The organism is Arthrobacter glycogeni (assembly GCF_054510815.1).
On sequence record NZ_JBTNDV010000003.1, the window covers coordinates 156,349 to 181,339 of the forward strand.

Below are 24,991 nucleotides of genomic sequence, written 5' to 3' on the forward strand. Positions count from 1 at the left end.
GAGGGCCAGTTCGGTAGGCTCGGACACAAACTGGAGGGAGCGCTATGATCCGGCGAGACGAAGCCACTCAAGAATGGCCGAAACTTTTGGTGGCCGATTGGTCTGACACGCGGGACACCCTGCACCTGTGGACCCAGATCATCGGCAAGATCCGGCTTGCACACGCGCCGCTCGTCAATCATTGGTGGCAGGTCACCCTGTATGTCAGCGCCCGCGGGTTGACTACGTCAACAATCCCCTACCGGGACACGGTTTTTGACATTGAGTTCGACTTTCACGATCACCGGCTGCGCATCCGCAGCGGCGATGGGCAGACACGGGAACTGGCGCTGGCGCCCATGCCGATGAAGGACTTTTACTCCTGGGTCATGGGAGCCCTCGCGGACTTGGGTATCGACATCGACATTCAATCCCGGCCAAACGAGGTGGACCCCTCAATTCCTTTCCCCGAAGACACAGCACACGCCTCCTACGATCCAGTCTCCGCCCACCTGTTCTGGCGCCAACTCGTCCAGGCGGACCGGGTGATGAACGCGTTTCGAGCCCACTTCACGGGCAAGGTCAGCCCAGTCCACTTCTTCTGGGGCGCCATGGATCTGGCCTGCACGCGATTTTCCGGCAGGGACGCCCCCGTCCATCCCGGGGGTGCACCAAACTGCGGCGATTGGGTGATGGAGGAGGGCTACTCGAAGGAACTGAGCAGTTGCGGATTCTGGCCCGGTGGCGGCGAAGAGGGTGCATTTTATGCGTACGCCTACCCCGAGCCGGCGGGCTTTGCCGACCGGTCTCCCGGTCCGGCGGGGGCGTTCTATTCACCAGGGAACGGACAGTTTTTGCTGCCCTACGAAGTGGTCCGCTCGGCGACCGATCCCGACCATGTGCTCCTTGAGTTTCTACAGGCCACCTATGTGGCAGCGGCGACGACCGGTCACTGGGACAGGGCCCGGCTGGAGACCGATCCGGCACGGTGGGACCGACGCGGCACGGTGACTACGACCCGTCGTGAAGGCAGCTAACGTGTGCCCGGTTGCCGGGATTGTCCCTCTCGTGCTGGGTGCTGGCCAGTTTGACTACCGCACCGCTCCAGGGAAGTTTCCCTGTACGCCATTTCTTGAAGGAGACCCCCGATGACCATCCCCGCCCCGGCAGCAGCTGCCGTGCCCGACACGCTCGGGGTGGCCGTTCTCGGCTACTCCTTCATGGGGAAGGCGCATTCCAACGCCTGGCGCAACGTGAATGCTTTTTACCCGACGCCGCGCGTGACCCAGCAGCTCCTCGTGGGGCGGGACGCCAGCCACGTGGCCGACGCCGCCACCCAGTTTGGCTGGGCCGAAAGTTCGACTGACTGGCGGGAGGTGCTCGAACGCGACGACATCCAGCTCGTCGACATCTGCACCCCCGGGCAGCTCCACGCCGAGCTGGCTATTGCCGCGCTGAACGCCGGCAAGCACGTCATCGTGGAGAAACCGCTGGCCAACTCGGTGACGGAAGCCGAGCAGATGGTCGCCGCCGCAGTCGATGCGCGGACCCGCGGCATCCAGTCAATGGTCGGCTTCAACTACCGCCGACTTCCCGCGCTTGCCCTGGCGCGCTCCCTGATTTCTGACGGGCGCGTGGGGGACGTCCGTCAGATTCGCGTGAGTTACCTGCAGGACTGGCTCGCCGACGAGCGCGCGGCCATGAGCTGGCGGCTGCGTAAGGCATCCGCCGGCTCAGGCGCGCTGGGCGACCCGGCGTCGCACGCCGTCGATCAGGTGGCTTTCCTGCTCGACGACTCGGTGACCTCGGTATCCGGCACGGTCAACACGTTTGTGACCGAACGTCACGGCCCGGACGGTCTTGAGCCGGTCACCGTCGACGACGCCGCCTGGGCCACCCTGCGCCTCGCGTCTGGCGCCGTCGCCAGTCTGGAAGTCTCCCGGTTCGCCACCGGCCGCAAGAACTCGCTGCAGATTGAGGTCTACGGTTCCCGTGGTGGGCTGCGCTTCGATCTTGAGCACCTCAACGAGCTGCGATACTTCGATAGCGCCACGCCCACCGAGCTGCAGGGTTACAGCACCATCCTGGTCACGGAGCCTTCCCACCCGTACCTTGGAGCGTGGTGGCCCGCCGGGCACACCCTCGGCTGGGACCACACTTTCACCAGCCAGGCAGCCGACTTCCTCACCGCCATCGACGAGGGGACCCCGCTGTCGCCGTCGTTCGAGGACGGGTTGGCGACCCAGCGGGTGCTGGCCGCGTTGGAAGCCAGCGCCGCCCGGACGGGCACCGCCGTCGCGCCCGTCTGAAAGATCCACTGCCCTGAAGACCCACCGCCTGAAAGACCCACCGCACGCAGGAGGAACCCATGGAACTGTCTGTCCAGCTGTACACCGTCCGCGATTCGCTTGAGGCCGATCTCGATGGCACCATCGACCGGATCGCGGCGATGGGCTTCACCAACGTCGAACCGTACAACTTTGCTGCCGACCCGGGCCCGCTGGCCGCAGCACTGCAACGCAACGGCCTGTCGGCACCGTCCGGTCATGCTCCGCTGCTCTCCGCGGATCAGGCCGCCATTTTTGAGGCCGCCCGCACCCTCGGAATGCGGACGGTGATCGACCCTTTCGTAGATCCACTGCGCTGGACATCGGTCGACGACATCGCCAGGACCGCCGGTCAGCTCAACGAGGCGGCAGCGCTCGCCGCCGGGTACGGCCTCCGGGTGGGATATCACAACCACTGGTTTGAGGTGGAGACAGATTTCGATGGTCGCACCGGTCTTGAGGTCCTGGCCGAGCACCTCCACCCCTCAGTGGTCCTGGAGGTGGACACCTACTGGGTGGCCGTCGGCGGTCAGGATCCCGCGGGGCTGCTGGGCCGGTTGGGCGAGAGGGTCCGGCTGATCCACATCAAGGACGGCGCAGTCGACAGGGACAACACGTCGCAGGTCGCGGTCGGCGCCGGGCGGATGGACATCGACGCCGTGCTGGGGGCGGCGTCGACGGTGGAAACGGCTGTTGTTGAACTCGACGACAGCGCTGGCGACCTGTTTGAGGCGATCGAGGACAGCCGCCGGTTCCTGCTCTCCCGGACCGGCGCGTGAGGGGACCGGTCGGCGTCGGCGTGATCGGCGCCGGCGTCATCAGCAAGGAATACCTGACCAACCTCACCGCGTTCCCTGATCTCCACGTCCACATTGTGGCTGACCTTTTCGAGGATGCGGCACGCGCCCGGGCAGCCGAGTTTGGCGTTGGGCTCTCGGGAAGCGTTGACGATGCCCTGTCCCACCCGGACGTGGAAATTGTGGTCAATCTGACCACTCCCGCCGCGCACGTGCCGGTGGCCCTCGCCGCCGTGGCGGCCGGCAAGCACGTCTGGTCCGAGAAACCTTTCTCCCTGGACCGGGGCACGGGAATGGAACTGCTCGCCGCCGCCGCCGCGGCAGGGGTTCGGTTGGGCTGCGCCCCCGATACTTTCCTCGGCGCCGGCTTGCAGACCGGGCTGCGCAGCATCCGGCGCGGCGATATTGGCACTCCCCTGACCGCGTTAACGCTGATGCAGTCGCCCGGCCCGGAATCCTGGCACCCCAATCCCGCTTTCCTCTTCCAGGAAGGGGCCGGGCCGCTATTCGACATCGGTCCCTACTACCTGACCACCCTGGTGCAGGCCTTCGGTTCGATCCGGCGGGTCGCCGCCGTCGGCTCCCGGTCGCGGGACACCCGGGTGATCGGCTCCGGACCGAAGGCTGGCGAAACGTTTGAGGTGTCGGTTCCCACCCACGTCAGCGCGCTGGTGGAGTACGACGGTGGCCAGTCGTCGCAGAGCATCTTCAGCTTCGACTCGCCCCGCCCGCGGACCGGTTTCCTGGAAATCACCGGGACCGATGCCGCAATCGCGTTCCCCGATCCGAACGAGTTCTTCGGAGATGTCCGGGTGCACCGACACGGCGCCGACGACTGGGAAGTCCTTCCGGCCGTCGGGTCGGTCTTCAGCAGAGGCTCCGGCGTCCTGGAGATGGCGCGGTCCATCCGCGCGGGCCAGCCACACCGTGCCCAGGGTGCAACGGGCTTCCACATCCTCGATGCGATGGCGGCGATCACCGAATCAGTCGACACGGGCGCGTTTGTGCCGGTGACCAGTTCAGCAGCAGCATTGGACCCCCTTCCCGAGGACTGGGATCCTACCCAGCTCACCCTTTCCTAAGAGCTAACCCATGGCACGCAACTACACCCTGTTCACCGGCCAGTGGGCAGACCTGCCCTTCGAGGAAGTGGCACGCCTGGCAGGCGAGTGGGGCTACGACGGCCTGGAAATCGCTGTCTCCGGGGACCATCTTGATGCGTGGCGCTGGGACGATGATGACTACATCGCCGGGCGACTGGCGATTCTGGAACGCCACGGCCTGAAGGTGTGGGCCATCTCCAACCACCTCAAGGGTCAGGCCGTATGCGATGACCCTATCGACTTCAGGCACCAGGCCATCGTGGGCCCCCGGGTCTGGGGGAATGGCGAGCCCGACGGCGTCAAGGCCCGCGCGTCCGAAGAAATGAAGCTCACCGCCCGGCTGGCACGGAAGCTCGGGGTGAAGACCGTGGTGGGATTCACCGGGTCCTCCATCTGGCAATACGTGGCGATGTTCCCGCCGGTGTCCCAGGACGTGATTGACGCCGGGTACCAGGACTTCGCCGACCGCTGGAACCCTATCCTCGACGTGTTCGACGAGTGCGGGGTCAGGTTCGCCCACGAGGTGCACCCCTCCGAGATTGCCTACGACTACTGGTCAACGCAGCGCGCCCTGGAAGCCATCGGGCACCGGCCGGCCTTCGGCCTGAACTGGGATCCCAGCCATTTCATGTGGCAGCAGATCGATCCGGTGGCGTTCATTTCCGACTTCGCCGACCGGATCTATCACGTCGACTGCAAGGACACGAAGCTGCGGATGGGCGGGGGCCGTAACGGCATCCTGTCCTCGCATCTGCCCTGGGGCGATCCCCGCCGCGGCTGGGACTTCGTCTCCACCGGCCGGGGGGATGTGCCGTGGGAGGACAGCTTCAGGGCGCTCACCAGCATAGGGTACGACGGGCCCATCTCAATTGAGTGGGAGGACGCCGGGATGGACCGGTTACAGGGCGCACCGGAGGCGCTGGCCTTCCTCAAGCAGTTCGACTTCAGCCCCTCCGGGGGCTCCTTCGACGCGGCCTTCACGCAGCAGCGGACTTCCTTCCAGTGACGCGGCCCCCATGGCGGCAGGATCGTGGGAGTCGTGGGATTTGGCGTAACGCACCGGAAACGCCCCCGTAGTAGCCTTTTCCCATGCGCGAGAACCAAGCCAGCATCATCGAGGAAATGGGCGTGCGGCCCACCATCGACCCTGCAGCGGAGATCCGGGGCCGGGTCACCTTTCTGAAGGACTACCTCAAGGCCACAGGCACCAACGGCTTTATCCTCGGGATCAGCGGTGGTGTGGACTCGTCCCTGGCGGGCAGGCTCGCGCAGCTCGCTGTGACCGAACTCGCCGATGAGGGGGTCGACGCCGATTTCGTCGCCGTCCGCCTCCCCTACCGCGAGCAACACGACGAGGACGACGCGCAGGCAGCCCTGGAGTTCATCAAGCCGAAAAGCCAGCGCACCTTCAATGTCGCTGCGGCGGTCGACGGTTTCGAAGCCGAATACTCGAACGCCACGGGCGAAGACATCTCCGATTTCACCAAGGGCAACATCAAGGCCAGGGCCCGGATGATCGCCCAGTACGCCCTCGCCGGCCAACACAACCTCCTGGTAATCGGCACCGATCACGGCGCGGAATCGGTCACCGGGTTCTTCACCAAGCACGGCGACGGCGGCGCTGACATCCTGCCCCTGTTTGGCCTGAACAAGCGTCAGAACCGGGCACTGCTCAGGGAGCTCGGAGCCCCGGAGCAGATCTACGCCAAGATACCGACGGCCGACCTCCTCGATCATCAGCCCGGCCGCGCCGACGAGCATGAACTTGGCATCACCTACGACCAGATCGACGACTATCTGGAAGGCAGGGAGATCGACGAGTCGGCCGCCCTTGCCATCGAACGCCGCCACACCATCACCCGGCACAAGCGGACCGTCCCGGTTACCATCCTCGACACCTGGTGGCGGGGCTGACGCCCAGGACATTGGTAACGTGTTCCCTGTGAAGATTGCCACCTGGAACGTCAATTCCCTCCGAGCCCGCGCGGACCGCGTCGAAGCCTGGCTTGCCCGCTCCGACGTCGATGTCCTGACCATCCAGGAAACCAAATGCAAGGACGAGAACTTTCCCTGGGAACTCTTCGAGGCCAACGGCTACGAGGTAGCCCACTTCGGCCTCAGCCAGTGGAACGGCGTCGCCATCGCCTCCCGGGTGGGGCTCGACGACGTCGAACGCACCTTTGAGGGCCAGCCCCTGTTCGGAAAGGACGCCGAACCGATCCAGGAAGCCCGTGCCATCGGCGCCACCTGTGGCGGGGTGCGGGTCTGGAGCCTGTACGTCCCCAACGGGCGTTCCCTCGACGATCCGCATATGCAGTACAAGATCGACTGGTTGGACACCCTGCGGGAGAAGGCCCTCGGCTGGGTCGAAGCCGACCCCACGGCGCAGATCGCCCTGACCGGTGACTGGAATATCGCACCCCAGGATGAGGATGTCTGGGACATCGACCTGTTCCAGCGGGAGGGGTACACCCACGTCAGCCCCCCGGAACGTGCGGCGTTCCATGCGTTCGAGAACTCAGGCTTCACCGACGTCGCCCGACCACACACGCCGGGACCCGGCGTCTACACCTATTGGGACTACAAGCAGCTGAGCTTCCCCAAGAAAATGGGGATGCGTATCGACTTTGTGCTCGCGTCGCCGGCGCTAACCGAGCGTGTGACCGGCGCGTCGATCGACCGTGAGGAACGCAAAGGCAAAGGCGCCTCCGACCATGCCCCGGTCATTGTGGAGCTGGGATAGCTGATGGCGGGCATCGGTCCGGCCGCCACGGGCCACTTCCCCTACGTGTCATTTCTTAGGGTTTTCGAACCGCTCGAAGCGTTCAGCGACGCCCAGCAACTGGTGATTCTCGAACAGCGCTCACGCGACCGCAAGGACACCGAAAGAATTGAGCGCAGCAACTCGCTGCAACGGATCCTGCGGCCAGTCTCGGACCCGTTCCCCCACCACGGCACCGATCTGGTCCGGGTCCTGCACTTCCCCGGTACCAACGGCATCACCGCCCAGTATTACTGCCCCAACCAGCTGGCGGTCCGCACGTCCCTGGCCGCCGAATCGCTGGGCCAGACCATCCGCGGCCCCCTGGTCGACGTGCTGCTCCCGGAGGCGGCGACTGACGCGCATCAGGCACGACTCGACCCCGAAACAGTCGCCGAGACCACGGCCAAACTGCATACCCGGTCCGCCACCTGGGGAGTCCCGTTCTCCTGGTTCGTCCTGATTCACGAGGATGATCTGACCGAGGTGATCGAGGATGGCGGGAAGGTGCGCACCGTCAGGGTCGCCGCGGCAGCGCATCAGTGTATCGAACGGGCCAAACACGCGATGGCGTCCCTGGCGATCGCCGCGCCCGAGCTGGACCTGCTCGACGACCTGACCGACATTATCGAGTGGCTCCAGTTGTTCCGCCTCGATGCGGTGGTTGAACTGGACTACGGCCCGGTCGCCGATCTGGTCTTCCCCGATGAATCACCCATGGATGTCCGCATGGGCATTGAATGTCTCTCTGAAGGGGACATGACCGGAGCCGCTGCCTCGTATCGTCGGTTGGCCTCCCGCTGGATTCCAATCCGCCAGCTGGCCCGAGCCAGCTAGCCGGCAGTCCACCCCGCCCGGCGTGCACGCGTCGTGGTCGTCGCACGCATCGTCATCGTCGTCCGCTCGTCCGCCGTCGTGGTCGCCCTCGTGGTCGTCGTCGCCGTCGTGGTCTGCGATTCGGTGAGGAATCTAGACATCGGGGTGCGGAATATCGCTCACCAATCTCCAGGTCACCCCCGCCGGCCCAGATTGCTCACGAGAATGCGGGTGCGCTGGGACCCATTAGCCCCATCAGCCTCACCATCCCCTCTTTCCCCAGGTAAAGCCACCGGGAAGCCTGGTAACAGGTAGGGGAAGCCGACGACAGCGCTAGTTGATCCCGTCGACGGCGTAGGACACCTTCGTGAGACCCTTCTTGGACCTGATCTTGGTGATGGTTAGGGTGCCGATGTCGCTGACGTCCGCCACATGGGTGCCCCCGCACGGTACGCCGAAGTCGGCCGCGTACAGCACAATCCGCGCGGGCTTGTTGGTGGGAATGTTGTCCGGCACGTTCCGGCAGTACTCCCCCATGTCGGAGACTGGCATGAACCGGATCTCGTTGGTGCTGCCGGCGCCAACCACGCCCTGCGCGGCCTCCTGTAGCTGGGCGACGACGGCGTCGACCTCCTCGGGGGGCACAGCCGCGTTGTATTCGACGAACGCCATGTGTGGGTAGTGGGCTCCCTTGCCGGGAACCCATTGCAGGCCGAGTCGTTCCACGGCGAGGTCGACCACGTGGCCGGCAGAGTGCAACCGGGTGTTAACCATCCGCCTGGCGGCGTCCACCTCCAGTGACACCTCCTCCCCCACCGCGACTGAGCCGGTTCCGAGGTGGTGCACCACTCCCTCGGGATCCAGCCGGACCTCGTCCACAGCGAAGTCCCCAGCGGATTCACCCGCACCTCGGATGACCCCGGTATCCCAGTCCTGGCCGCCGCCGCGGGGGTAGAAGCAGGTCCGATCCACGACGACGTCGGTCCGGCCGTCGTCGTCGGTGCTGACCGACAACACGCGTGCGCTGCCGGTCAGCACATCAAAATCGTTCAGGTAGATAAGTTCGGTAGCCATCAGCCGAGTCTATCTACCCGTTGCCCGGGAGGGCGGCGCTGTAGAGGTCCGGATGATCAACTTGTGGGGGCGCGGCGCGGGGGCGGCAGCCGGAGTCCCTCCTTCCAGCTCGGCGAGCAGGAGGTCAGCGGCGTAGGCCCCTTGCTCCTCCGGGCTCTGCCGGATGGTCGTCAGACCCAGCGGGTCGGCGAATTCGTGGTCGTCGATTCCCACCACCGAGAGTTGACCAGGGATGCTGATGCCCAGCTCGGCCGCGGCGGTAATTACCCCGAACGCCATTTCGTCCGATGAACAGAACACCGCCGTAGGCCGGTCGGCCGGATCCTGCAGGAGGGTAAGGGCCGCCTGTTTGCCGCGCTTGAAACGAAAGTCCCCGAACAGGGACCATTCCGGCCGGACGGTCAGCCCATGCCTGGCCATAGCGGAAAGATATGCCTCCTCCCGGATACGGGGCACCTCAAACTCGATGCCGTAGGAGCCCCCGCCCCGCAGGTGCGCGATCCTGGTGTGCCCCAGCTCGATCAGGTGCTCGACGGCGTCCCGGGCGGCGGCGTCGTCGTCAATGCCCACATGACGGACCCCCTTGATTGATCCGCCCACCACGATGGTCGGCGACTCGAGCGCCTGCAACGATTGCAGCTCATCATCGGTGAGCTCCATGCACATCACCAGGAGCGCATCAATGCGTTTGCGCAGGATGGAGCGGTGAAATACCCGTTGCCGGTTGACGCCCGACCCGCCCAGGCTGAACACCACCAGGTCATACCCGGCGGCGCGAAGCTGGCGGTCAACCCCCGCCAGCACTGCAGAAAAGTACCAGTGATTAATCAGCGGCAACAGCACGCCCATCGCCATGGTCCGGCCCGATGCGAGGCCCGACGCGGACGACGACGGCACGTAACCAAGCCGGGCCGCTGCCGCCAGCACTCGGTCGCTCGTACCAGGCGACACCCCGGGCAATTTTCGCAGCGCACGCGAAACAGTCGCAGTGGACACCCCGGTGGCAACTGCGACGTCCTCGATCGTGACCATCGAGCTAGGTCCCTCTCGTTTGATTTAGCTCTCCCGTTACAGTCTCAGCCCGGTCACTCCCCGGCTCGCTTTTGGCTATCCCGGCGGCGCACGCGGAACAGCCCCCACATGGACAGCAAGACCGCGAAGAGTGCCACTGACCACAGGGCGGCATTCCTGCCGCTTATTTCCATAGCGACGATGACCACAACCAACGCCACGACGAAAAACCCCAGAAACCCGATGAGGATATCCAGATTTTCCGCTTTGCGCTGTTGCCTGCGATTGGACGCCATCACTTCACAGCGCCAGCGGTCAGACCCTCGACGATGCGCTTTTGAAGAATCAGAACAAGGATGACCAGAGGAATCACCACGATAGTTCCGGCAGCCATAATCGCCGTGTACGGCTCCTGCTGCGGCTGACTCCCTGTGAAGGAAGCAATAGCCACCGTCACAGGCTGGGTTGAGTCATTCGACAACTGGCTCGCAATAAGAAACTCGTTCCAGGAGGAGATGAACGCCAAAATGGCCGTCGTGAACACAGCCGGCGCGGCCAGGGGCATGATGACTTTGCGGAAGGCCTGCGACTGGGTGCAACCGTCGATGCGCGCGGCTTCCTCAAGTTCCCACGGCATCTCGCGGAAAAACGCTGTGAGTGTGTACACCGTCAACGGTAGGACAAAGGAGATATTCGGGATGATCAGCGCCTGATAGGTCCCAATCCACCCGATGTCGGTGAATAGCTGGAACAGCGGAGTGATCAAGGCGACACCAGGGAACATAGATGCGCCCAGGATGAAGCCAAGGATCATAAACTTGAAGGGAAAGTTCAGCCGGGACAGCGCGTAGGCGGCAAATACGCCGACCACTAGCGCGATCACCGTCACGATGAGCCCGATGATGAGGCTGTTCACCAATGCCATCGCAAGGTTATTCCCGGAATCCGTAGCGAACGCCGTACGGAAGTTGTCCAGCGTGACATGCGTTGGCAGGAAGCTGGTGTCGTAGGTGAAGGCGACCTCACGGAACGCGGTGACCACCATCCAGTAAGCGGGTAGCAGACACCAAATGACGATGACGGCGGCACTAATGTAGGTGCGCGCGGAGGCCCAGCGCTGCTTTGAACTGACAGCGCGCACATGCTGTCGGCCGGACGTCGGAGTGGCGGTCGCGCCGGTTAACTGGGTCATTTTGTCTTCGCCTTTTTTATCACGCCGGAGCCCTCAGACACGTCCGCTCCGAGGAACCGAACAAAAATGAAGGCGACCAGGAAAATGATCACAAACGTAATAGTGGAGAGCGCCGCCGCACTGTTGAAGCCTTGCCGAATCTGGTCGACGACAAGAATCGACAACGTCGACGTGTTGTTGGACCCACCGGTGAGGATGGCGGGAAGATCGTACATGCGAAGTGCGTCGAGGACCCGGAAGAGGACTGCAACCATCAGGGCCGGTTTGACGAGGGGCAACGTGATGTAGCGGAACCGCTGCCAGGTAGACGCGCCGTCCACTTTTGCAGCCTCGTAGACATCACCCGGGATCATCTGAAGCCCAGCAAGGATCAGCAAGGCCATGAAGGGTGTGGTTTTCCAGACATCGGCGATGATGATAGCCCACTTTGCGGGCCACTCACTGCCAGTCCAGAGGATCGAAGTGTTGAACAATTCGTTCGCTATGCCTTGGAAAGCAAAAATGAAGAACCAGAGCTTTGCGGTAACGGCGGTCGGGATGGCCCACGGAACAAGCACTGCGGCACGGACAAGGCCGCGACCCCGGAAGGATCGCGCCATGATCAGCGCCATCCAGAAGCCAATGATTGTCTCCAGGATCACTGTCACGACGGTGAAGAAGAAGGTGTTGCTGGTGGCCGCCCAGAACTGGGAACCAAGGGTGCCCTGCGGGCAGTCAACTGTCCCACCCCCTGCCGCCGCACACTGCTGAAATAGCCAGCCAGTGTAGTTTGCGATACCCGCGAATCCGCCATCCGCGAAGAGACCCGTAGCCGGATCAAGTCCGGAATCCTTTTGGAAGGACATCACGATGCCGCTGATAATCGGGTAAATGATGACAAGGCCCAGCAAAATCAATGTTGGCGCCACGAGCACAGAGGCCCATTTGGTTTGAGATTGGGCTCGGCGGTCGGCGCTTTCCACCGGTCCTGACTTTGAACCGCTTTTGGGTGGCACGGCCAGACGTGTAGCCATGTCCGCTCCTTTCATATCCGGCATCATCGCCGGTCCTACGAATAAGGGGGCAGTGAGGGCGGAAATGCGCAGGCACGCCCGCCCTCACTGGGTGATGCTATTAGCCTGCCGAGGCGGCCTCAATGGCACTGGCCATGTCGGCGAGCGCCTGATCGACTGTCTTCTCGCCCTGCAGGGCGGCGTAGGCGTTGTCCTGGATTGCGGTTGTCACGGCAGGGTAGAACGGCGTCACAGGACGTGGAACCGCATTGTCGATTGCCTGCTTGAGGACTGGGAGATAGGGAAGAGCCTTAACCAGTTCCTCGTCGTCGTACAGGTCCGCGAGGACTGGCGCGAGGGACCCTTGCTCCGCGAAGAACCGCTGTTGTTCTTCGTCGGTCACGAACTCCAGGAAATCGCGGGCAGTCGCCTTATTCTCGGAGTACACACTGATCGCGGCACTGTGGCCACCCAGCGAGGAGGCTCCCGGACCGTCGGTGCCGGGAAGCGGCGCCATACCGAGCGTGTCCTTCACCGTAGAGGACTCCTCAGTGGTGGCGAGGTTGTAGACGTAAGGCCAGTTTCGATGGAAGAGGAGTTTTCCTTCCTGGAAGGCGATGCGCCCTTCCTCTTCGGTGTAGGTGATCGCTTCCTTCGGGATATCCCCAGACTCGAAGGCCTCCACGAGATTACCGAGCCCTTCGGCTGCTTCTGGCGTGTCGAGAGTTGGCTTCCCGGCCTCGTCAATCACAGCCCCGCCAGCGGAGTTGATCGCCTCGGAAGCGTTAACGGTCAAACCCTCATACTGCGAGTATTGCCCGGCGAAGCACTCGATGTCGTTCTCCTCTGCAATGGAGCACATCTCCGTCAGTTCGTCCCAGGTGGTGGGGGCTTTGTCAACGAGGTCTGTTCGGTAGTACAGCATTCCGCCGTCCGACGACTGGGGCGCGGCGTAGAGGGTGTCCTGGTAGGACGCTGCCTCCACCGTCGCGGGAAGCATTGCTGAGGTGTCGATGGCCATGTCACCCTCCAGCGGCTGGATCCAGCCCTGGGCGGCAAACTCGGCGGTCCAGACGACGTCGACGGACACGACGTCGTAGTCAGCGATCTGTGCCTGGAAGTTCTGAACCAGATCGTCGTGCTGCTGGTCGGCCTGGTCGGTTTGCTCCTTGAACGTTACCTGCTCGTCAGGATGGTCGGCGTTCCACTTCTCGATCATCGGGGCGACGATATTGCTGTTATCCTTGCCCTGCACGTAAGTGATGGGTCCGCGACCCTCCAGACCCTCCTCGGCCGCCCCTCCACCGCCACCGCCGTCGTCATTGCTGCCGCCGCAAGCTGAAAGAAGCAACGTGAGCACCGCCAAAGATGCCACCCTGCTCGAAAATTTCTTGTTGTTCATTGTGCCTTCTCTCCAATGAGAAAGAGAGGTGGACGTCGCAGTCCCCCCAGTTGTGTGATGACCATCACACCCTAGTAAGGTGAAAGCCACAACGCAAGCGCTTACATACGGTTTTTTCCATGTTTATCGAAAGGTTATAAGTGTCCATCCAAATTTCCCTCGACCAAAAGGTCGCCACGCCCTGGTGGGCTGACGCGGTGATTTACCAGATCTACCCCCGGTCCTTCGCCGACGGCAACGCCGACGGGATGGGCGACCTGGCGGGCGTCAGGAGCAGGCTACCCTACCTGCGGAAGCTGGGAGTGGACGCCATCTGGCTCTCCCCGTTCTACGTCTCCCCGCAGGCGGACGCCGGGTACGACGTCGCCGACTACCGTGACGTCGACCCCCTGTTCGGCACCTTGGACGACTTCGATGCGATGCTCTCTGAGGCTCACGCGTCGGGCATGAAGGTGATCGTGGACCTGGTGCCGAACCACACCTCCGACGAGCACGAGTGGTTCCGGGCCGCCGCCGTCGCCGCCCCCGGATCGCCGGAACGCGAGCGTTACATCTTCCGGGACGGCTTGGGTGCTCACGGTGAATTGCCGCCGAACAACTGGCAGTCCATCTTCGGCGGCAACGCGTGGACCCGGCTCGCGGACGGGCAGTGGTACCTGCACCTTTTCGACTCGAAGCAGCCGGACCTGAACTGGGAAAACCCTGAGGTGCGTGCCGAAATGGTCTCGGTGCTGCGGTTCTGGCTCGACCGGGGCGTGGATGGCTTCCGCATCGACGTGGCACACGGCATGGTCAAGGCGGAAGGACTCCCTGACTGGGCCGAGCAGGCAAACATGATCGACGGTGGCAACTCGGGCCGCCCCATCGAATCCGGTGAACCGGACCTGGCTGACCTCGACCAGACCCCGCCCTACTTCGATCAGCCGGGGGTGCACGACATTTACCGCGAATGGAACAGGGTACTGGCCCAGTACGACGGCGATCGCATGCTGGTTGCCGAAGCGTGGGTTGAACCCGCCGAGCGGTTGTTCCGCTACGTCCGTCACGACGAAATGCAGCAGGCGTTCAACTTCGATTTCCTGCTCGCCGGGTGGGACGCTGCCCAGCTAACCGAGAGCATCACCGAGTCGTTGAGCGAAGCTGGGAAGGTGGGCGCACCGAGTACCTGGGTGATGTCCAACCACGACACGGTCCGCCACACCAGCCGGTTCGGTCTTCAGGACCCCACCCAGTTCCCCAAGGGGCTGGGCTCCGACCATGAGCAGCCGGATGAGACTTTGGGCCTCGCCCGCGGCAGGGCGGCGGCCCTGATAATGCTGGGCCTACCGGGTTCCGCCTACCTGTATCAGGGAGACGAACTGGGCCTTCCCGAGCACACCACCCTCCCCGACGGCGTCCGCGAAGACCCCACCTTCGCCCGCACCAGCGGCACCGAGATCGGCCGCGACGGCTGCCGGGTTCCCCTGCCCTGGGTAGCAGACGCGCCGGGGTTCGGGTTCGGGATGTACGACGCCGTGAGCGCACCTGGCGCGGCCCCCTGGCTACCGCAGCCGTCAAGCTTCGCAGGCTACGCGGCCGACGTCCAGGTGGACGTGGCTGGTTCAACCTATGAGCTGTACCGCAGCGCACTGGGTTTGCGTCACAGCCACGCACTGGGCCGCGGGCTCCTTGAATGGACGCCCTTGAACAGCCCACAGGAAGGGGTCCTCTCCTACCGCAACGGCGCAGTGCTGCTGCTGGCCAACATGGGTGCCAGTACGATCGACCTGCCCCACGATCACCGGATCATTCTGGCCAGTAGCGAGGCAGCCGTCGACGGCGGCCGCCTCACCACGAATGCGTCGGTGTGGCTGGTAGCCGCCGACTCCTGACCTCAGCGCACCCGTTCCGTCCGGGTGAAGCGGGTGCGGGCGCCGGAGCTGATACTGATCAGCACCGGCGTCCGGCGTCCAACCAGCAGGTCAAGGGCTTCGACCAGGTCGGTGACCTCGGTGGCCAGCTCATGCGGCGATACCCCCGGCCGTGGAAACACCCTGATCCTCAGGGCCGGTTCACCGTCGAATTCGTAGGTAGTGACCGCCGCGTTCACCAGGTCACCGCGTTCCTGCAAAGCGGCCTTCAAAGCCTGCTCGGCCACCGCGCCGTTGATCGTGACCCGCCCGGCGTCGTCGTCGGAAACCTCCACGGTGGTCTCCTGCGCCAGCGTTCCGGAACGCCCGCGGCCCTGCGCCGCCACCCAGGCGACCATCAGGATCACCACCAGCAGCATCACCGTCCCCACGACGATCCACAGCCAGCTATCCTGCTGGCCGGCGAGGGTGGTCCGTTCGAGTACGTCACTGATCGACCGTCTGAGCCCGGCGGCAGCGGATTGCCACCAGGTAGCCACGGCGGGAACCGCCAATAGTGCAACGGCGGCGCCGACCGCCATCAACACCGCACCGAACAGCCCCAACAGCAATCGGTTGAGTACGCGTGGAGTCTGGTTCACTGGCCGATCACTCCCGACGGTGCAACAGCCACCCGCACAGCGGGCACCGGGTCCACCGAAGTCAGCCGCAGTTCGTCCTCGACAACGTCCTGGATACTTCCGACGTCGACGGGCATGCCCGACGTCGGGCGCACCTGCACTTCGACGGCCCGGCGGCCCACCGTCACCATTACCTGGTCAGGGGTTACCCCGGCAGCGATCCGTGCGCGGCGGGCCAGAGCGGAGGCGAGCACCTCGGCGTCGACGATGATTGCGGTGCGCGGGTTGGGGATTGAGTGCCGGGCTCGACGCCCTGGGAGCACCGCGTTGAGGAAAAAGAGCAGGCCGACGAGGAAGACCAGCAGCCCCGCCGACCCCAGAAGCGCCGGTTGGACGGTGCCGGGCAGGGTTCCCAGCCAGTCCCCCGCCTGCCCCGGGCTGGCCAGCCAGGCGTCCTGGCCGGTGGCCTTCAATGCGGCCTCGAACATGACGTACAGGCAGACGAGGGAGATCAGGACGGCGGCGGCGACCGAAGGTAGTGCCCGTGAGGAATGCAGTTCGCGGCGCACCACTTTCCGGGTCAGTTGAGTGATCCGGTCGTTCACCTGACGCGCCCACTCTCGGCCAGCTTGATCCCGGTGATTCTGATATCGACGCGGCTGAGTTGCGAACCGCTCAGTTGTGCCACCCGTTGGAGGATGACTCCTTTCGCCGCGTGGGCGCGGTCCCAGATCGATCCGCCGGCCCCGCTGACCAGCGACGGATCCCTGACGATGCGGGTCAGGGATGGGACGGCAATGGGGACGGCAAGTCGTAGGGCCAGTAAACCCTGATCATCGGACCAGCTCGCCCGGATCTGCTGCGCCGGAATGTCGAAGACGTCGGCAGCGACCGCCCGCGCCGTACTGGTCAGGGCTTGCGTGCTGATCCGGTTGTGCCCGGCCAGCCCCGGAGGTCCGGCGCTCACGAGGACGAGCGTCGACCGGCAAGGGCGTCACGGACGCTGCCCAGGTCCAGTTTACCCTCGGCGACCCTGCCCAGCAGGGCCCCCATTGCAATAAACAGTGCCATGAGGAGGAAGCCCCAGAAACCGAAGGTCAGTGCGGTGAATGCCAGGACGACGCCCAGCGCTATTCCGACTATTGTGGGGGTCATTGTGGTTGCCTAACTTGCTGCGGAACGGGATTTGTCGGGATTCTTGGGGTCATTGAGGCCGGGCACGTGAACATCGGTGATTTCGACGTTCACCTCGATCACCTGCAGCCCGACAAGATCCTGGACCCCTTGATAGACGGCCGCACGGACCTGGTCGGCGACGCCGGTGAGAGGGTGGCCGTACTCGGCCACGAGGACGACGTCCACCGCCACCTGGGTTTCCCCTACCTCGACCTGCACGCCCTGACTCAGGTCACCGCCCCCGACGGCGTCCCGGATGGCGCCGAGCGCGCGCCCGGCCCCGGCCCCAAGGCTGTAAACCCCTGGCACCTTCCGCGCCGCAATGGCCGCGACCTTGGCCACGGCCGGATCTGCAATAGTGGTTCTCCCGCCGGCCGCGTCAGCGTCCCGGGTGATGGCCTGCGATCCTCCCGGAAGTTGCTCCGGGGCAGTTTCCGGTGAATGATCAATCGGTCGGTGGCTGGGCGGTGGTATCCGGTTCTCATCCATCTGCAGAGCACCCCTTTCGTTGTGTTCAGCCTAACGGTTACCCGCTCAGGAAGGGGCGCTCGCTAACGGGCAGTCGGCGGCAACTACCTAAGGGACTTGTTGCAGTGCTGCTGGAGCCAGTCCTCGATCGGTTCGACGGCCTCCCGGAAAGCGCTTTCGTCGAAGCTTCCCCCATCCTCGGTGCTGGCCGTAACGACATCCTGCAGCCGATCGAAGTCGCTGGCGAGCGCCTTCGGGACCATGGCTTGCACGTCGTCGATCTGGTCGTGGAGACGTTCAACAGTTTCGTCGTCGGAGCCCCCCATGAAGCTCAGCGGGGCCAGGAGGATTGATGACACCCCGGCGGCCACGATGACGCAGTCCTTGGTGCTGATATTGGCGTCCTCCGTTTCGCTGACATTCGACGGCGACAAGGAGGACGCGTCCCCTCCCGCGGAGCTCGGAAGCGCGTCCGGGGACGGATCGGCGGCTTCAGCGGTGGGGGTCTCCGCAATGATCTCGGGGAGTTCGATCGCAGTGCCAGCTGTCTCCGGGACGGCGGCTCCGCAGCCGGAGAGTGACAATGCCAGTGCACACCCGGCACCTGCTGCGACACGCGATCTCAACACCCAAAGAACTCCTGATCCGGCTGGCTTCCCACTGACACGTTACTTAACGCGTGAGCGCCCCGGTCTTCTCCTTGACCGGGGCGCTTTTTCTTGCGGGTGCTCGATGCCCGATTAGGCGGTCGTCTTCTTCCGCAGTGAGAACCGGCCGGTGTCGGGAAGCGCGAGCTTGAAGACCTTCGCCCAGGTGGAGGCCACCTGCTTGGGAAGCGGACCGGTGGTGTACGGCAGGCCGTAACGGTTGCAGATTTCCCTGACCTTCACTGCCACTTCGGCATACCGGTTCGATGGCAGATCGGGGAAGCAGTGGTGTTCGACCTGGTGCGACAGGTTGCCGGTCATCAGGTGCATGAATTTCGAGCCGGAGATGTTGGCTGAACCAATCATCTGGCGGACGTACCAGTCACCGCGGGTCTCACCTTCAACCATTTCCTCGGTGAACGTGTCAGTACCCTCGGGGAAGTGTCCACAAAAGATGACCGCGTGCGCCCAGACGTTGCGGATCGCGTTGGCGGCGAGGGTCCCGTACAGGGCCTGCTTCCCTGACCCGGTCAGCATGGCGACGGCCGGTGTGGCAGCGTAATCCTTGGTGAATTGCTTCACTGCCTTGACGCCAACCGCCTTGAGGTCCCGTGACATATCCTCCTTGGACTTCAAACCCTCCTGGTACTCGGGGATCTCCAGGTCGTAGAGCGCGATTCCCCATTCAAAGACCGGGGCCAGGATGGCGTTGTACAGCGGGTTGCCCAGGTTGAAGGGGGTCCACGGCTGATCCGCGTCCATCCGCAGGAGGTTGTAGCCGACGTCGCGGTCCTTGCCGACCACGTTGGTCCAGCGATGGTGAAGGTCATTGTGGGTGTGCTGCCACGACCTGGCAGGGGTGACGAAGTCCCACTCCCACGTGGTGGAGTGGATGTCGGGATCCCGCATCCAGTCCCACTGCCCGTGCAGGACGTTGTGGCCAATCTCCATGTTCTCAAGGATTTTTGCGACGCTGAGCATTGCCGTGCCGGCCACCCAGGCGGCCTTGTTGCGTCCCACCAGAAGCGAGGCACGGCCGGCGATTTCCAATCCACGCTGCACCTTGATGACCCGTCGGATGTACGCCGCGTCAGTGGCTCCGCGCTTGGCCAGCACCTCGTCGCGAACCGCATCGAGCTCCCGGCCCAGCTCCGCGACCTGCTCGTCGGAAAGATGAGCCGCGGCCGGTGGCCGCACCAACGGGTGCCCAGTAGCGGCGAGCGCCCCGGGACGGGTAACTGCAGGCTTGGTTTCGGTGCGTTCAGTCAGTGTCGTCATACGGTGGTGCTCCTTAAAGGTCCAGATTGACGGGTCCGGCGGCTGCCGAAACGCACGTCTGAATTAGTTGGCCAGGTTCCCCATGAACTTCCCCCGTGCGAAGATCACGTACCTGGCCAGCACGCAACGGGGTGAGACAACTATGGCAAATGCCCATCCGGCATCCGCTGGGCATCAGCACGCCGGCGTCTTCGCCGACGTCGAGCAGTGGTGTATCGCCGTCGGCCTCGACCTCGCGGTCGGACGCCTCAAACTGGACCAGTCCGCCGTCGTGCCCCTCGCCGCCGGCGAGGTTGGTACTGAACCGTTCGATGGTAAGGGTGTTCCGTTCCGTGGCCGCCTCACCCGCCGCCAACGCGGGCTGGGCCGCCCAGAGCGCCTCGGCCTCGTCAAGGAAACCTTCGGGGCCGCAAGCGTACGCCGCCCGGTCCCGCCAGTCCGGGCACAGCTCGCCGAGGTCGGCGTCGGAGCCGAAGTCCAGCCTGCCTCGTTCGCCGGTGAACAGGTGGGTGACTCGAAGGTTCGAAAACTGGTCGGCCAGTTCGTTCAGCTCTTCACGGAACAGGCTGTCGCTGGGGGTCCGGGCCGAGTGGATCAGGACGACGTCGGCATCGGGGCGGCGCGGAACCAGAGTGCGGACCATGGACATCACCGGGGTGATCCCACTGCCAGCCGTAAGCATCAACAGGGGGCGGGGATGCTCGGGGAGCACAAACTCGCCCTGTGGGGGGGCCAGGAAGAGGACATCGCCCGGTTTGGTGCTGCGCACCAACACCCCGGAAACCGCTCCGGCATCCGTGACGGTGATGGCCGGGTCCGCCCCGGCAGCGGCGCTTAGCGAGTAGGAACGCCAGTGGCGGACACCGTTCAGTTCCACACCGATCCGCGCCCATTGGCCAGCCTGATGCGCCGTCCACCCCCGTCCGGGATGGAAATGGATAGTGACCGAGTCAGGAGTTTCGGACACCACTTTAGTAACCACACCGCGCAGCTGACGACTCGAGTACACCGGGTTGAAGAGACCAAGAATATCTTCTGCGGTGAGAGGAGTGGTGAGGACGGATGCGGCGCGGGCCAACCGACGGAGCCGAATCATCCTCCAATTCTAGAATATTCCTGACGCCAGTTCTTCTAGCAGGACATACGATTGAGTTGAGTAAACTATCCCGTCGAAACAATTCTCGAGGCATTCCATGAGTTCCACACCGCCTGCCGCCGCGAGTAATGCGTTGGAACCGCCCTGGCTGGCCCTTCCGGAGGAGATCAGCGCCCTGCTGCGGCCGATGATGCCCGGGGTGGTCGAGGCAATCATTGAAGCGGTGCCACAACTGGTTCCGACCTACGCCCGCCCCATTGAGGGCAGGTTTGGTAGAGGTCTACGGCGAGGCGTCGCCGTCGCGCTTGAACGCTTCCTGCAGCTACCCGGTACCAGGTTGCCCGCCCTGTCCGAGGAGAGCAGACAGTTGGTGGCCGGGCTCGGCAGTGGCGAGTTCCGGCAGGGGCGCAGCATGGATGCGCTGCTGAGCGCCTACCGGATGGGTGCGCGGGTGACCTTCCGTGAGATGTCGCGGATCTCGATGAAGCAGGATCTGGGTCTTGACGTGGTGGTGAACCTGGGTGAATCAATCCTCGCGTACATCGATGAGTTATCTGCCGTGAGCGCAGAGGCTTATGCGTATGAGCAGTCCGAACGTGCTGGAGCTGTTGACCGACGGCGGACCGAACTGCTGGAACTGCTGCTGCTGGGGCAAGCCGATGAGGCGGCGCTGCGGCAGGCGGCGTCGATGGCTGACTGGGCGTTGCCCGCGCGGCTGACGGTGGTCACGCTGCCCCTCGAACGGGCCGCCGGGCTGCGCCGTCAGCTCGATCCTGGTTCCCTCCTGGTCGAGCGGGAGACTGATGCGGTTGTTCTGATTCCCACCCGAGATACCCCGCTGGCGCGTCGGCAGCTGTCGGCGGCGTTGGAGGGGCGGTCAGCGGCCGTCGGCCCGGCCTGCGGTTGGGAGCGAGTCCCCGATTCGCTGCGCCTGGCGGTCCTGGCCGCCACTGTGTTCCCGACGCGCGAGGGGGCGGCGGACCCGCCAGTCTGGGCTGACGAACATCTAGCCGAGGTGATTCTCAGCGCCGAACCGACAGCGATCACCGAGCTGGCCCAACGGCGGCTGGCGCCGTTGGACGAAATGCGTCCCGCCCAACGGGAGCGGCTGGTGCAGACTTTGCTGTCCTGGCTCAAGCACTGGGGGCAGCGCGCCCCCATCGCCGCTGAGCTGCAGATTCACCCCCAGACGGTGGGCTATCGGCTGGCCCAGCTCCGGGAGGTATTCGGTGACGACCTTGAGAACCCGCAGGTCCGGTTCGAGTTACAGCTGGCGCTAAATGCCGGCCGTCGGTGAAGACGAATTGACGCAGCCTCTGTCAGCCGACCCAAATATAAACTAAGGTTACTTATGAGATTGCGGGACGTGTCGGATAGATTCGACCCAGCAGTTCCTTCCATGGGAACCCTTGGACGATCAGACAGGAGCACCATCATGAAGAACAAACTTGTATTCGCAGCAGGCATGGCCGCCGGCTATGTGCTCGGCTCGCGTGCCGGCAGGGAGAGCTACGACAAGCTCAAGACCAAAGCAGACGAACTGTGGAATAACCCGAAGGTCCAGGAGACCGTCGCCGACACCGCTTCCACCTTGAAGCACAAGATACCCGAGGTACAGGAACAGGCTGGCGACGCCGTCAAGAAGACCAAGGAGTCGGTCACCGGTGCACTCCACCGCAGCGACAAGACGGACGACGTCAAGGGCGCAACCACCGGCCCCAGCGGCGGCAACCCCGCCAAGGTCGAGGACACGCCGTTCCAGAATCAGGACGACGCTACCCGCCCCGACACCGTCTAGGAGCAGGCGTTGGCGTTGGCACACTCCCTGATGCCTGATATTCGAGCACATCGACCAGTAGACGGGTACGGCACCATGAGCAATGAAGATTCCAAAGCCACCAACCGCGAGGACGTCGAGGGCGAATCTGCAGGCGCGCAGAAGAAAGCTTCGGGCACGTCCAGCGAGGAGGGCTCATCGCGCACCGAGTCTCCGGTGGAGGACATCAATGCAAGCCCCGAGGGGCTCAAAGATGCTCCAGCCCTTGAAGAAGACGAAGACAGCGTCGTTGCTCCGGAAAATAGCTGATCTCAGAGTCAGCAACGAAAAACCCCGCAGCCCCCGTATAACGACTGGGGACTGCGGGGTTTTTGTTGTCTAATCCAAGATCATCAGATTTACGGGAGTTTCAGTTCATTCAGCATCACGCTGCATCACGTCGTTTACCGCGAAGCGTGGGCAGAACGATCTCCTGTGATGGGTTAGAAGAGAGGGTCTTGGTTGCTTTCAGCAATGTCCTCCTCCTTTATAAGTAGATCCATGAACCTAGTGTTTATGAATATTCTTTCCCGGCCTGTCCTGAAGTCCCGCAGAACACCCTTTGCGGTCAGAGTGTTAAGCCAGTTCGTCGCAGTTGGGCGCGATACATGACACTGCTCCATCACGTTAGAGATCCGGCAGTAGGGCTGCTCGAATAGGACATCCAGCAGGCCCACGTGCCCGCCACCCGAGATGGATTCCCCTATCTCGCTCTTCATAGTGGTGTGCAGATCCGTGATTGCGTCTATCTTTTTCAGTGTGGATAGTGAGGTTTGGCGAACAGACTCAAGCATGTAGGAAACCCAGGGGATCCATTCGTTACTAGCGGTCACGCCAAGAAGCCGCTGGTAGTAGTCATTTTTGTTCATGCTGATGAATCGGGATAGGTAGAGGACCGGAGAGTCGAGAAGACCAGCCGCAACTAGCATCAACACGTTGAGAACACGGCCGGTTCGACCGTTACTGTCTTCGAAGGGGTGGATGGCCTCGAACTGATAGTGCGCGATTGCCATCCTGACCAACGGATCAAAGCCCTTGCTGGCATTGACGAAGAATTCCCAGTCGCTCAACTTCGCGTTGATGAGGTCATAGCCTTCAGGTGGGGTATATATAGCAACCTGAGTCTTTGGGTTTCCAATGTAGGTCGCAGAGGTGCTGCGAACGTCCATAGTGTGCTTCTTGATAATCGAGCACACTTCTTTCGCAGTAGTGGTAGTGACAACACCTCGTTTCTGAACCATCGTGAAGCCCTCAAATAAGGCAGTCCTGTACCGCAGAGCTTCTCTGGTTGCCGAAGTCGCGGCGGTTCCATCTTGAGCATGTAGGAAGAGTTCGTCGGTAGTAGTGACGATGTTCTCTACTTCTGAGCTTGCCTATGCCTCTAGCAGCGGAATCGCATTGATGAGCACTGAAGGATTGGTCATTGACCTCGTCGCCTGATTCAAGGCCGCAAGGGCTGCCCGGGCTTCGATGGTCAGTTTGAGGATCGCCTTTGTCTCTATGTCCGTTGCGGGCGGAAGTGGTGGCAGATCGTTATGCGGCGCATCAGCGCTCCAGATGGACATGTAAAAATCTATCAACAGGGGATAATCGGAGGTTTTTTTACATGTTGCGGGGGCGTGTAATCCCCTATGTATGGATTATCCACAGGCTAAGTCGTGGCAGGGAGACTACGGCGATGTGGTGCTGTTTTTCGCGTATACCGGCTGCGGTGGGGTGAGATGGCCGGCCTGAAGGTAGGGCGCCTGGACATGTTGCGGCAGCGCGTCGCTGTCGTCGAGACAGTCTCAGAACCACGAGGGACTATTGTCCGGAGTACACCGAAGAACCATAAAGGTCGTTCAGTACCGTTCCCTGAGTTCCTCAGCGAGATCCTGGCGAAACGCTGCGAGAACAAGAAGAGGGAAGACCTGGTCTTCACTTCCTTCGAAAGCGTCAGTTTTGCGCGGCGCAAACTTCAGGCGGTAACACTTCGACGCGGCGGTGACGAGCCGCATGAAGTCGGACCCCGATTTCCCGAAGATCAGCCCTCGCGACTTGCGCCACACTGCGGCTTCACTTGCCGTTAGTGCTAGGGCGACCGTGAAAGCTGTTCAGCGGATGCTCGGACATAAGTCCGCTGCGATGACTTTGGATGTGTACGCCGATCTCTTCGACGACGATTTGGATGCAGTCGCGGTCATGCTGAATCACGGTGCTATATCTGCGAATGTGGGCAAAATGTGGACAGAAGGGCAGAACGCTTTAAATAGCGAAGCCCCCAGATTGCGGTAAATTCCTGCAATCTAGGGGCTAAATGCTGGTGGCTCCGACCGGCGTCGATCCGGTGACCTTTCGATTTTCAGTCGAACGCTCTACCAACTGAGCTACAGAGCCGTGCAACTATCCTACGACAGTCACCGCGGTCGACCAGCCGAGACTGGGAAACCTGAGCGACCCTGACGGGACTTGAACCCGCGACCTCCGCCGTGACAGGGCGGCGCGCTAACCAACTGCGCTACAGGGCCTTGCTTTTTCGCAAGAGTTTTAGCCTACCAGCATCTCTGCCGCTTTCTGACCGCCTCGAAAAGCTTCGAATTGATCTAC

At 63.2% G+C, this 24,991-nt stretch carries 30 protein-coding genes, 2 tRNA genes and 1 pseudogene; 13 read left to right on the forward strand and 20 right to left on the reverse strand.

Going from position 1 to position 24,991, the window contains the following annotated elements; translation table 11 throughout:
* Window positions 1-44 precede the first annotated feature (44 nt).
* The 8 genes from ACX80G_RS04595 to ACX80G_RS04630 all read left to right on the forward strand — a co-directional run bounded on the left by ACX80G_RS04595 (window position 45) and on the right by ACX80G_RS04630 (window position 7,804).
* On the forward strand, window positions 45-1,016 hold the full coding sequence (locus ACX80G_RS04595; RefSeq protein ID WP_459305955.1) for a DUF5996 family protein: 972 nt from the start codon (window positions 45-47) through the stop codon (window positions 1,014-1,016).
* 111 nt (window positions 1,017-1,127) lie between these two features.
* Window positions 1,128-2,288, forward strand: a complete 1,161-nt coding sequence (locus ACX80G_RS04600; RefSeq protein ID WP_459305957.1) for a Gfo/Idh/MocA family protein — start codon at window positions 1,128-1,130, stop codon at window positions 2,286-2,288.
* Between the two features lie 59 nt (window positions 2,289-2,347).
* Entirely contained in the window at window positions 2,348-3,085 is a 738-nt protein-coding gene (locus ACX80G_RS04605; RefSeq protein WP_459305959.1) for a sugar phosphate isomerase/epimerase family protein, read from the forward strand.
* A complete protein-coding gene (locus ACX80G_RS04610; RefSeq protein WP_459305961.1) occupies window positions 3,082-4,185 on the forward strand; it encodes a Gfo/Idh/MocA family protein in 1,104 nt (367 codons plus the stop codon). The genes ACX80G_RS04605 and ACX80G_RS04610 overlap by 4 nt, the downstream gene beginning before the upstream one ends.
* A gap of 10 nt (window positions 4,186-4,195) precedes the next feature.
* The gene (locus tag ACX80G_RS04615; protein ID WP_459305963.1) at window positions 4,196-5,212 is read left to right on the forward strand and encodes a sugar phosphate isomerase/epimerase family protein; all 1,017 of its coding nucleotides are present in this window, start codon (window positions 4,196-4,198) and stop codon (window positions 5,210-5,212) included.
* Window positions 5,213-5,295: 83 nt separating this feature from the next.
* Window positions 5,296-6,120: an NAD(+) synthase gene (gene nadE / locus ACX80G_RS04620; RefSeq protein WP_459305964.1), complete on the forward strand. Its 825-nt coding sequence runs from the start codon at window positions 5,296-5,298 to the stop codon at window positions 6,118-6,120.
* Window positions 6,121-6,148: 28 nt separating this feature from the next.
* Window positions 6,149-6,949 (forward strand): exodeoxyribonuclease III, encoded by an 801-nt coding sequence (locus tag ACX80G_RS04625; RefSeq protein ID WP_459305966.1) that lies wholly within the window; start codon window positions 6,149-6,151, stop codon window positions 6,947-6,949.
* A 3-nt stretch (window positions 6,950-6,952) separates the two neighbouring features.
* The gene (locus ACX80G_RS04630; RefSeq protein WP_459305968.1) at window positions 6,953-7,804 is read left to right on the forward strand and encodes a DUF8083 family protein; all 852 of its coding nucleotides are present in this window, start codon (window positions 6,953-6,955) and stop codon (window positions 7,802-7,804) included.
* On the opposite strand, the gene ACX80G_RS04635 is transcribed toward ACX80G_RS04630, so the two are convergent.
* From ACX80G_RS04635 to ACX80G_RS04665, 7 genes are all read right to left on the reverse strand, one after another.
* Entirely contained in the window at window positions 7,801-7,944 is a 144-nt protein-coding gene (locus ACX80G_RS04635) for a hypothetical protein (protein WP_459305970.1), read from the reverse strand. The two genes, ACX80G_RS04630 and ACX80G_RS04635, sit on opposite strands and share 4 nt — an antisense overlap.
* 172 nt (window positions 7,945-8,116) lie before the next feature.
* Window positions 8,117-8,857 (reverse strand): alanine--tRNA ligase-related protein, encoded by a 741-nt coding sequence (locus ACX80G_RS04640; RefSeq protein WP_459305972.1) that lies wholly within the window; start codon window positions 8,855-8,857, stop codon window positions 8,117-8,119.
* A gap of 9 nt (window positions 8,858-8,866) precedes the next feature.
* A complete protein-coding gene (locus ACX80G_RS04645) occupies window positions 8,867-9,889 on the reverse strand; it encodes a LacI family DNA-binding transcriptional regulator (RefSeq protein ID WP_459305974.1) in 1,023 nt (340 codons plus the stop codon).
* A gap of 53 nt (window positions 9,890-9,942) precedes the next feature.
* The gene (locus ACX80G_RS04650; RefSeq protein ID WP_459305976.1) at window positions 9,943-10,164 is read right to left on the reverse strand and encodes a hypothetical protein; all 222 of its coding nucleotides are present in this window, start codon (window positions 10,162-10,164) and stop codon (window positions 9,943-9,945) included.
* Window positions 10,164-11,060, reverse strand: coding sequence for a carbohydrate ABC transporter permease (locus ACX80G_RS04655; RefSeq protein ID WP_459305977.1), 897 nt, complete (start codon window positions 11,058-11,060; stop codon window positions 10,164-10,166). Before ACX80G_RS04655 ends, ACX80G_RS04650 begins: the two co-directional genes overlap by 1 nt.
* Entirely contained in the window at window positions 11,057-12,073 is a 1,017-nt protein-coding gene (locus tag ACX80G_RS04660) for a carbohydrate ABC transporter permease (protein WP_459306226.1), read from the reverse strand. The genes ACX80G_RS04655 and ACX80G_RS04660 overlap by 4 nt, the downstream gene beginning before the upstream one ends.
* 100 nt (window positions 12,074-12,173) lie before the next feature.
* The gene (locus tag ACX80G_RS04665) at window positions 12,174-13,454 is read right to left on the reverse strand and encodes an ABC transporter substrate-binding protein (RefSeq protein WP_459305979.1); all 1,281 of its coding nucleotides are present in this window, start codon (window positions 13,452-13,454) and stop codon (window positions 12,174-12,176) included.
* Between the two features lie 140 nt (window positions 13,455-13,594).
* Here ACX80G_RS04665 and ACX80G_RS04670 point away from each other — a divergent pair, with 140 nt between their 5' ends.
* Window positions 13,595-15,325 (forward strand): glycoside hydrolase family 13 protein, encoded by a 1,731-nt coding sequence (locus ACX80G_RS04670; protein WP_459305981.1) that lies wholly within the window; start codon window positions 13,595-13,597, stop codon window positions 15,323-15,325.
* Window positions 15,326-15,327: 2 nt separating this feature from the next.
* Here the strand turns inward: ACX80G_RS04670 and ACX80G_RS04675 are convergent, their stop codons facing one another.
* The 8 genes from ACX80G_RS04675 to ACX80G_RS04710 all read right to left on the reverse strand — a co-directional run bounded on the left by ACX80G_RS04675 (window position 15,328) and on the right by ACX80G_RS04710 (window position 20,589).
* Window positions 15,328-15,945 (reverse strand): Asp23/Gls24 family envelope stress response protein, encoded by a 618-nt coding sequence (locus tag ACX80G_RS04675; RefSeq protein WP_459305983.1) that lies wholly within the window; start codon window positions 15,943-15,945, stop codon window positions 15,328-15,330.
* The gene (locus tag ACX80G_RS04680; RefSeq protein WP_459305985.1) at window positions 15,942-16,529 is read right to left on the reverse strand and encodes a DUF6286 domain-containing protein; all 588 of its coding nucleotides are present in this window, start codon (window positions 16,527-16,529) and stop codon (window positions 15,942-15,944) included. The genes ACX80G_RS04675 and ACX80G_RS04680 overlap by 4 nt, the downstream gene beginning before the upstream one ends.
* Window positions 16,526-16,891, reverse strand: a complete 366-nt coding sequence (locus tag ACX80G_RS04685) for a hypothetical protein (protein WP_459305987.1) — start codon at window positions 16,889-16,891, stop codon at window positions 16,526-16,528. The genes ACX80G_RS04680 and ACX80G_RS04685 overlap by 4 nt, the downstream gene beginning before the upstream one ends.
* Window positions 16,888-17,079, reverse strand: coding sequence for a DUF2273 domain-containing protein (locus tag ACX80G_RS04690; RefSeq protein WP_459305989.1), 192 nt, complete (start codon window positions 17,077-17,079; stop codon window positions 16,888-16,890). The genes ACX80G_RS04685 and ACX80G_RS04690 overlap by 4 nt, the downstream gene beginning before the upstream one ends.
* Before the next feature lie 9 nt (window positions 17,080-17,088).
* Entirely contained in the window at window positions 17,089-17,589 is a 501-nt protein-coding gene (locus ACX80G_RS04695; protein ID WP_459305991.1) for an Asp23/Gls24 family envelope stress response protein, read from the reverse strand.
* Between the two features lie 83 nt (window positions 17,590-17,672).
* A complete protein-coding gene (locus ACX80G_RS04700) occupies window positions 17,673-18,197 on the reverse strand; it encodes a hypothetical protein (RefSeq protein WP_459305993.1) in 525 nt (174 codons plus the stop codon).
* 111 nt (window positions 18,198-18,308) lie between these two features.
* Window positions 18,309-19,493: a fatty acid desaturase family protein gene (locus tag ACX80G_RS04705; RefSeq protein ID WP_459305994.1), complete on the reverse strand. Its 1,185-nt coding sequence runs from the start codon at window positions 19,491-19,493 to the stop codon at window positions 18,309-18,311.
* A 13-nt stretch (window positions 19,494-19,506) separates the two neighbouring features.
* Complete coding sequence (locus ACX80G_RS04710; RefSeq protein WP_459305996.1) at window positions 19,507-20,589, reverse strand: ferredoxin reductase; 1,083 nt, start codon at window positions 20,587-20,589, stop codon at window positions 19,507-19,509.
* Between the two features lie 97 nt (window positions 20,590-20,686).
* Between ACX80G_RS04710 and ACX80G_RS04715 the strand changes: the two genes are divergently transcribed.
* From ACX80G_RS04715 to ACX80G_RS04725, 3 genes are all read left to right on the forward strand, one after another.
* Entirely contained in the window at window positions 20,687-21,886 is a 1,200-nt protein-coding gene (locus tag ACX80G_RS04715) for a PucR family transcriptional regulator (protein WP_459305998.1), read from the forward strand.
* Between the two features lie 138 nt (window positions 21,887-22,024).
* Window positions 22,025-22,387 (forward strand): YtxH domain-containing protein, encoded by a 363-nt coding sequence (locus ACX80G_RS04720; protein ID WP_459305999.1) that lies wholly within the window; start codon window positions 22,025-22,027, stop codon window positions 22,385-22,387.
* Between the two features lie 30 nt (window positions 22,388-22,417).
* On the forward strand, window positions 22,418-22,675 hold the full coding sequence (locus ACX80G_RS04725; RefSeq protein WP_459306001.1) for a hypothetical protein: 258 nt from the start codon (window positions 22,418-22,420) through the stop codon (window positions 22,673-22,675).
* 173 nt (window positions 22,676-22,848) lie between these two features.
* Here the strand turns inward: ACX80G_RS04725 and ACX80G_RS04730 are convergent, their stop codons facing one another.
* From ACX80G_RS04730 to ACX80G_RS04740, 3 genes and pseudogenes are all read right to left on the reverse strand, one after another.
* A complete protein-coding gene (locus ACX80G_RS04730; RefSeq protein ID WP_459306228.1) occupies window positions 22,849-23,646 on the reverse strand; it encodes a Fic family protein in 798 nt (265 codons plus the stop codon).
* 15 nt (window positions 23,647-23,661) lie between these two features.
* A pseudogene (locus ACX80G_RS04735) lies at window positions 23,662-23,970 on the reverse strand (Fic/DOC family N-terminal domain-containing protein); the annotation flags it as partial.
* Between the two features lie 276 nt (window positions 23,971-24,246).
* Complete coding sequence (locus ACX80G_RS04740) at window positions 24,247-24,453, reverse strand: hypothetical protein (RefSeq protein ID WP_459306240.1); 207 nt, start codon at window positions 24,451-24,453, stop codon at window positions 24,247-24,249.
* Between ACX80G_RS04740 and ACX80G_RS04745 the strand changes: the two genes are divergently transcribed.
* Window positions 24,401-24,679 carry a tyrosine-type recombinase/integrase gene (locus tag ACX80G_RS04745; protein ID WP_459306002.1) on the forward strand — a complete coding sequence of 93 codons (279 nt, stop codon included), beginning with the start codon at window positions 24,401-24,403 and terminating at the stop codon, window positions 24,677-24,679. The genes ACX80G_RS04740 and ACX80G_RS04745 overlap by 53 nt on opposite strands.
* A gap of 26 nt (window positions 24,680-24,705) precedes the next feature.
* On the opposite strand, the gene ACX80G_RS04750 is transcribed toward ACX80G_RS04745, so the two are convergent.
* Window positions 24,706-24,781: transfer RNA gene (locus tag ACX80G_RS04750), tRNA-Phe, on the reverse strand.
* A gap of 57 nt (window positions 24,782-24,838) precedes the next feature.
* A tRNA-Asp gene (locus ACX80G_RS04755) sits at window positions 24,839-24,912 on the reverse strand.
* Between the last annotated feature and the right edge of the window lie 79 nt (window positions 24,913-24,991).

What these genes read in the sequence shown, in the direction of transcription:
- ACX80G_RS04595 (WP_459305955.1), top strand. Translation starts at nt 45, where the DNA reads ATGATCCGGCGAGACGAAGCCACTCAAGAATGGCCGAAACTTTTGGTG.
- ACX80G_RS04600 (WP_459305957.1), top strand. Translation starts at nt 1,128, where the DNA reads ATGACCATCCCCGCCCCGGCAGCAGCTGCCGTGCCCGACACGCTCGGG.
- ACX80G_RS04605 (WP_459305959.1), top strand. Translation starts at nt 2,348, where the DNA reads ATGGAACTGTCTGTCCAGCTGTACACCGTCCGCGATTCGCTTGAGGCC.
- ACX80G_RS04615 (WP_459305963.1), top strand. Translation starts at nt 4,196, where the DNA reads ATGGCACGCAACTACACCCTGTTCACCGGCCAGTGGGCAGACCTGCCC.
- nadE (WP_459305964.1), top strand. Translation starts at nt 5,296, where the DNA reads ATGCGCGAGAACCAAGCCAGCATCATCGAGGAAATGGGCGTGCGGCCC.
- ACX80G_RS04630 (WP_459305968.1), top strand. Translation starts at nt 6,953, where the DNA reads ATGGCGGGCATCGGTCCGGCCGCCACGGGCCACTTCCCCTACGTGTCA.
- ACX80G_RS04635 (WP_459305970.1), bottom strand. Translation starts at nt 7,944, where the DNA reads ATGTCTAGATTCCTCACCGAATCGCAGACCACGACGGCGACGACGACC.
- ACX80G_RS04640 (WP_459305972.1), bottom strand. Translation starts at nt 8,857, where the DNA reads ATGGCTACCGAACTTATCTACCTGAACGATTTTGATGTGCTGACCGGC.
- ACX80G_RS04645 (WP_459305974.1), bottom strand. Translation starts at nt 9,889, where the DNA reads ATGGTCACGATCGAGGACGTCGCAGTTGCCACCGGGGTGTCCACTGCG.
- ACX80G_RS04650 (WP_459305976.1), bottom strand. Translation starts at nt 10,164, where the DNA reads ATGGCGTCCAATCGCAGGCAACAGCGCAAAGCGGAAAATCTGGATATC.
- ACX80G_RS04655 (WP_459305977.1), bottom strand. Translation starts at nt 11,060, where the DNA reads ATGACCCAGTTAACCGGCGCGACCGCCACTCCGACGTCCGGCCGACAG.
- ACX80G_RS04660 (WP_459306226.1), bottom strand. Translation starts at nt 12,073, where the DNA reads ATGGCTACACGTCTGGCCGTGCCACCCAAAAGCGGTTCAAAGTCAGGA.
- ACX80G_RS04665 (WP_459305979.1), bottom strand. Translation starts at nt 13,454, where the DNA reads ATGAACAACAAGAAATTTTCGAGCAGGGTGGCATCTTTGGCGGTGCTC.
- ACX80G_RS04690 (WP_459305989.1), bottom strand. Translation starts at nt 17,079, where the DNA reads ATGACCCCCACAATAGTCGGAATAGCGCTGGGCGTCGTCCTGGCATTC.
- ACX80G_RS04695 (WP_459305991.1), bottom strand. Translation starts at nt 17,589, where the DNA reads ATGGATGAGAACCGGATACCACCGCCCAGCCACCGACCGATTGATCAT.
- ACX80G_RS04705 (WP_459305994.1), bottom strand. Translation starts at nt 19,493, where the DNA reads ATGACGACACTGACTGAACGCACCGAAACCAAGCCTGCAGTTACCCGT.
- ACX80G_RS04710 (WP_459305996.1), bottom strand. Translation starts at nt 20,589, where the DNA reads ATGATTCGGCTCCGTCGGTTGGCCCGCGCCGCATCCGTCCTCACCACT.
- ACX80G_RS04715 (WP_459305998.1), top strand. Translation starts at nt 20,687, where the DNA reads ATGAGTTCCACACCGCCTGCCGCCGCGAGTAATGCGTTGGAACCGCCC.
- ACX80G_RS04720 (WP_459305999.1), top strand. Translation starts at nt 22,025, where the DNA reads ATGAAGAACAAACTTGTATTCGCAGCAGGCATGGCCGCCGGCTATGTG.
- ACX80G_RS04725 (WP_459306001.1), top strand. Translation starts at nt 22,418, where the DNA reads ATGCCTGATATTCGAGCACATCGACCAGTAGACGGGTACGGCACCATG.
- ACX80G_RS04730 (WP_459306228.1), bottom strand. Translation starts at nt 23,646, where the DNA reads ATGGTTCAGAAACGAGGTGTTGTCACTACCACTACTGCGAAAGAAGTG.
- ACX80G_RS04745 (WP_459306002.1), top strand. Translation starts at nt 24,401, where the DNA reads ATGAAGTCGGACCCCGATTTCCCGAAGATCAGCCCTCGCGACTTGCGC.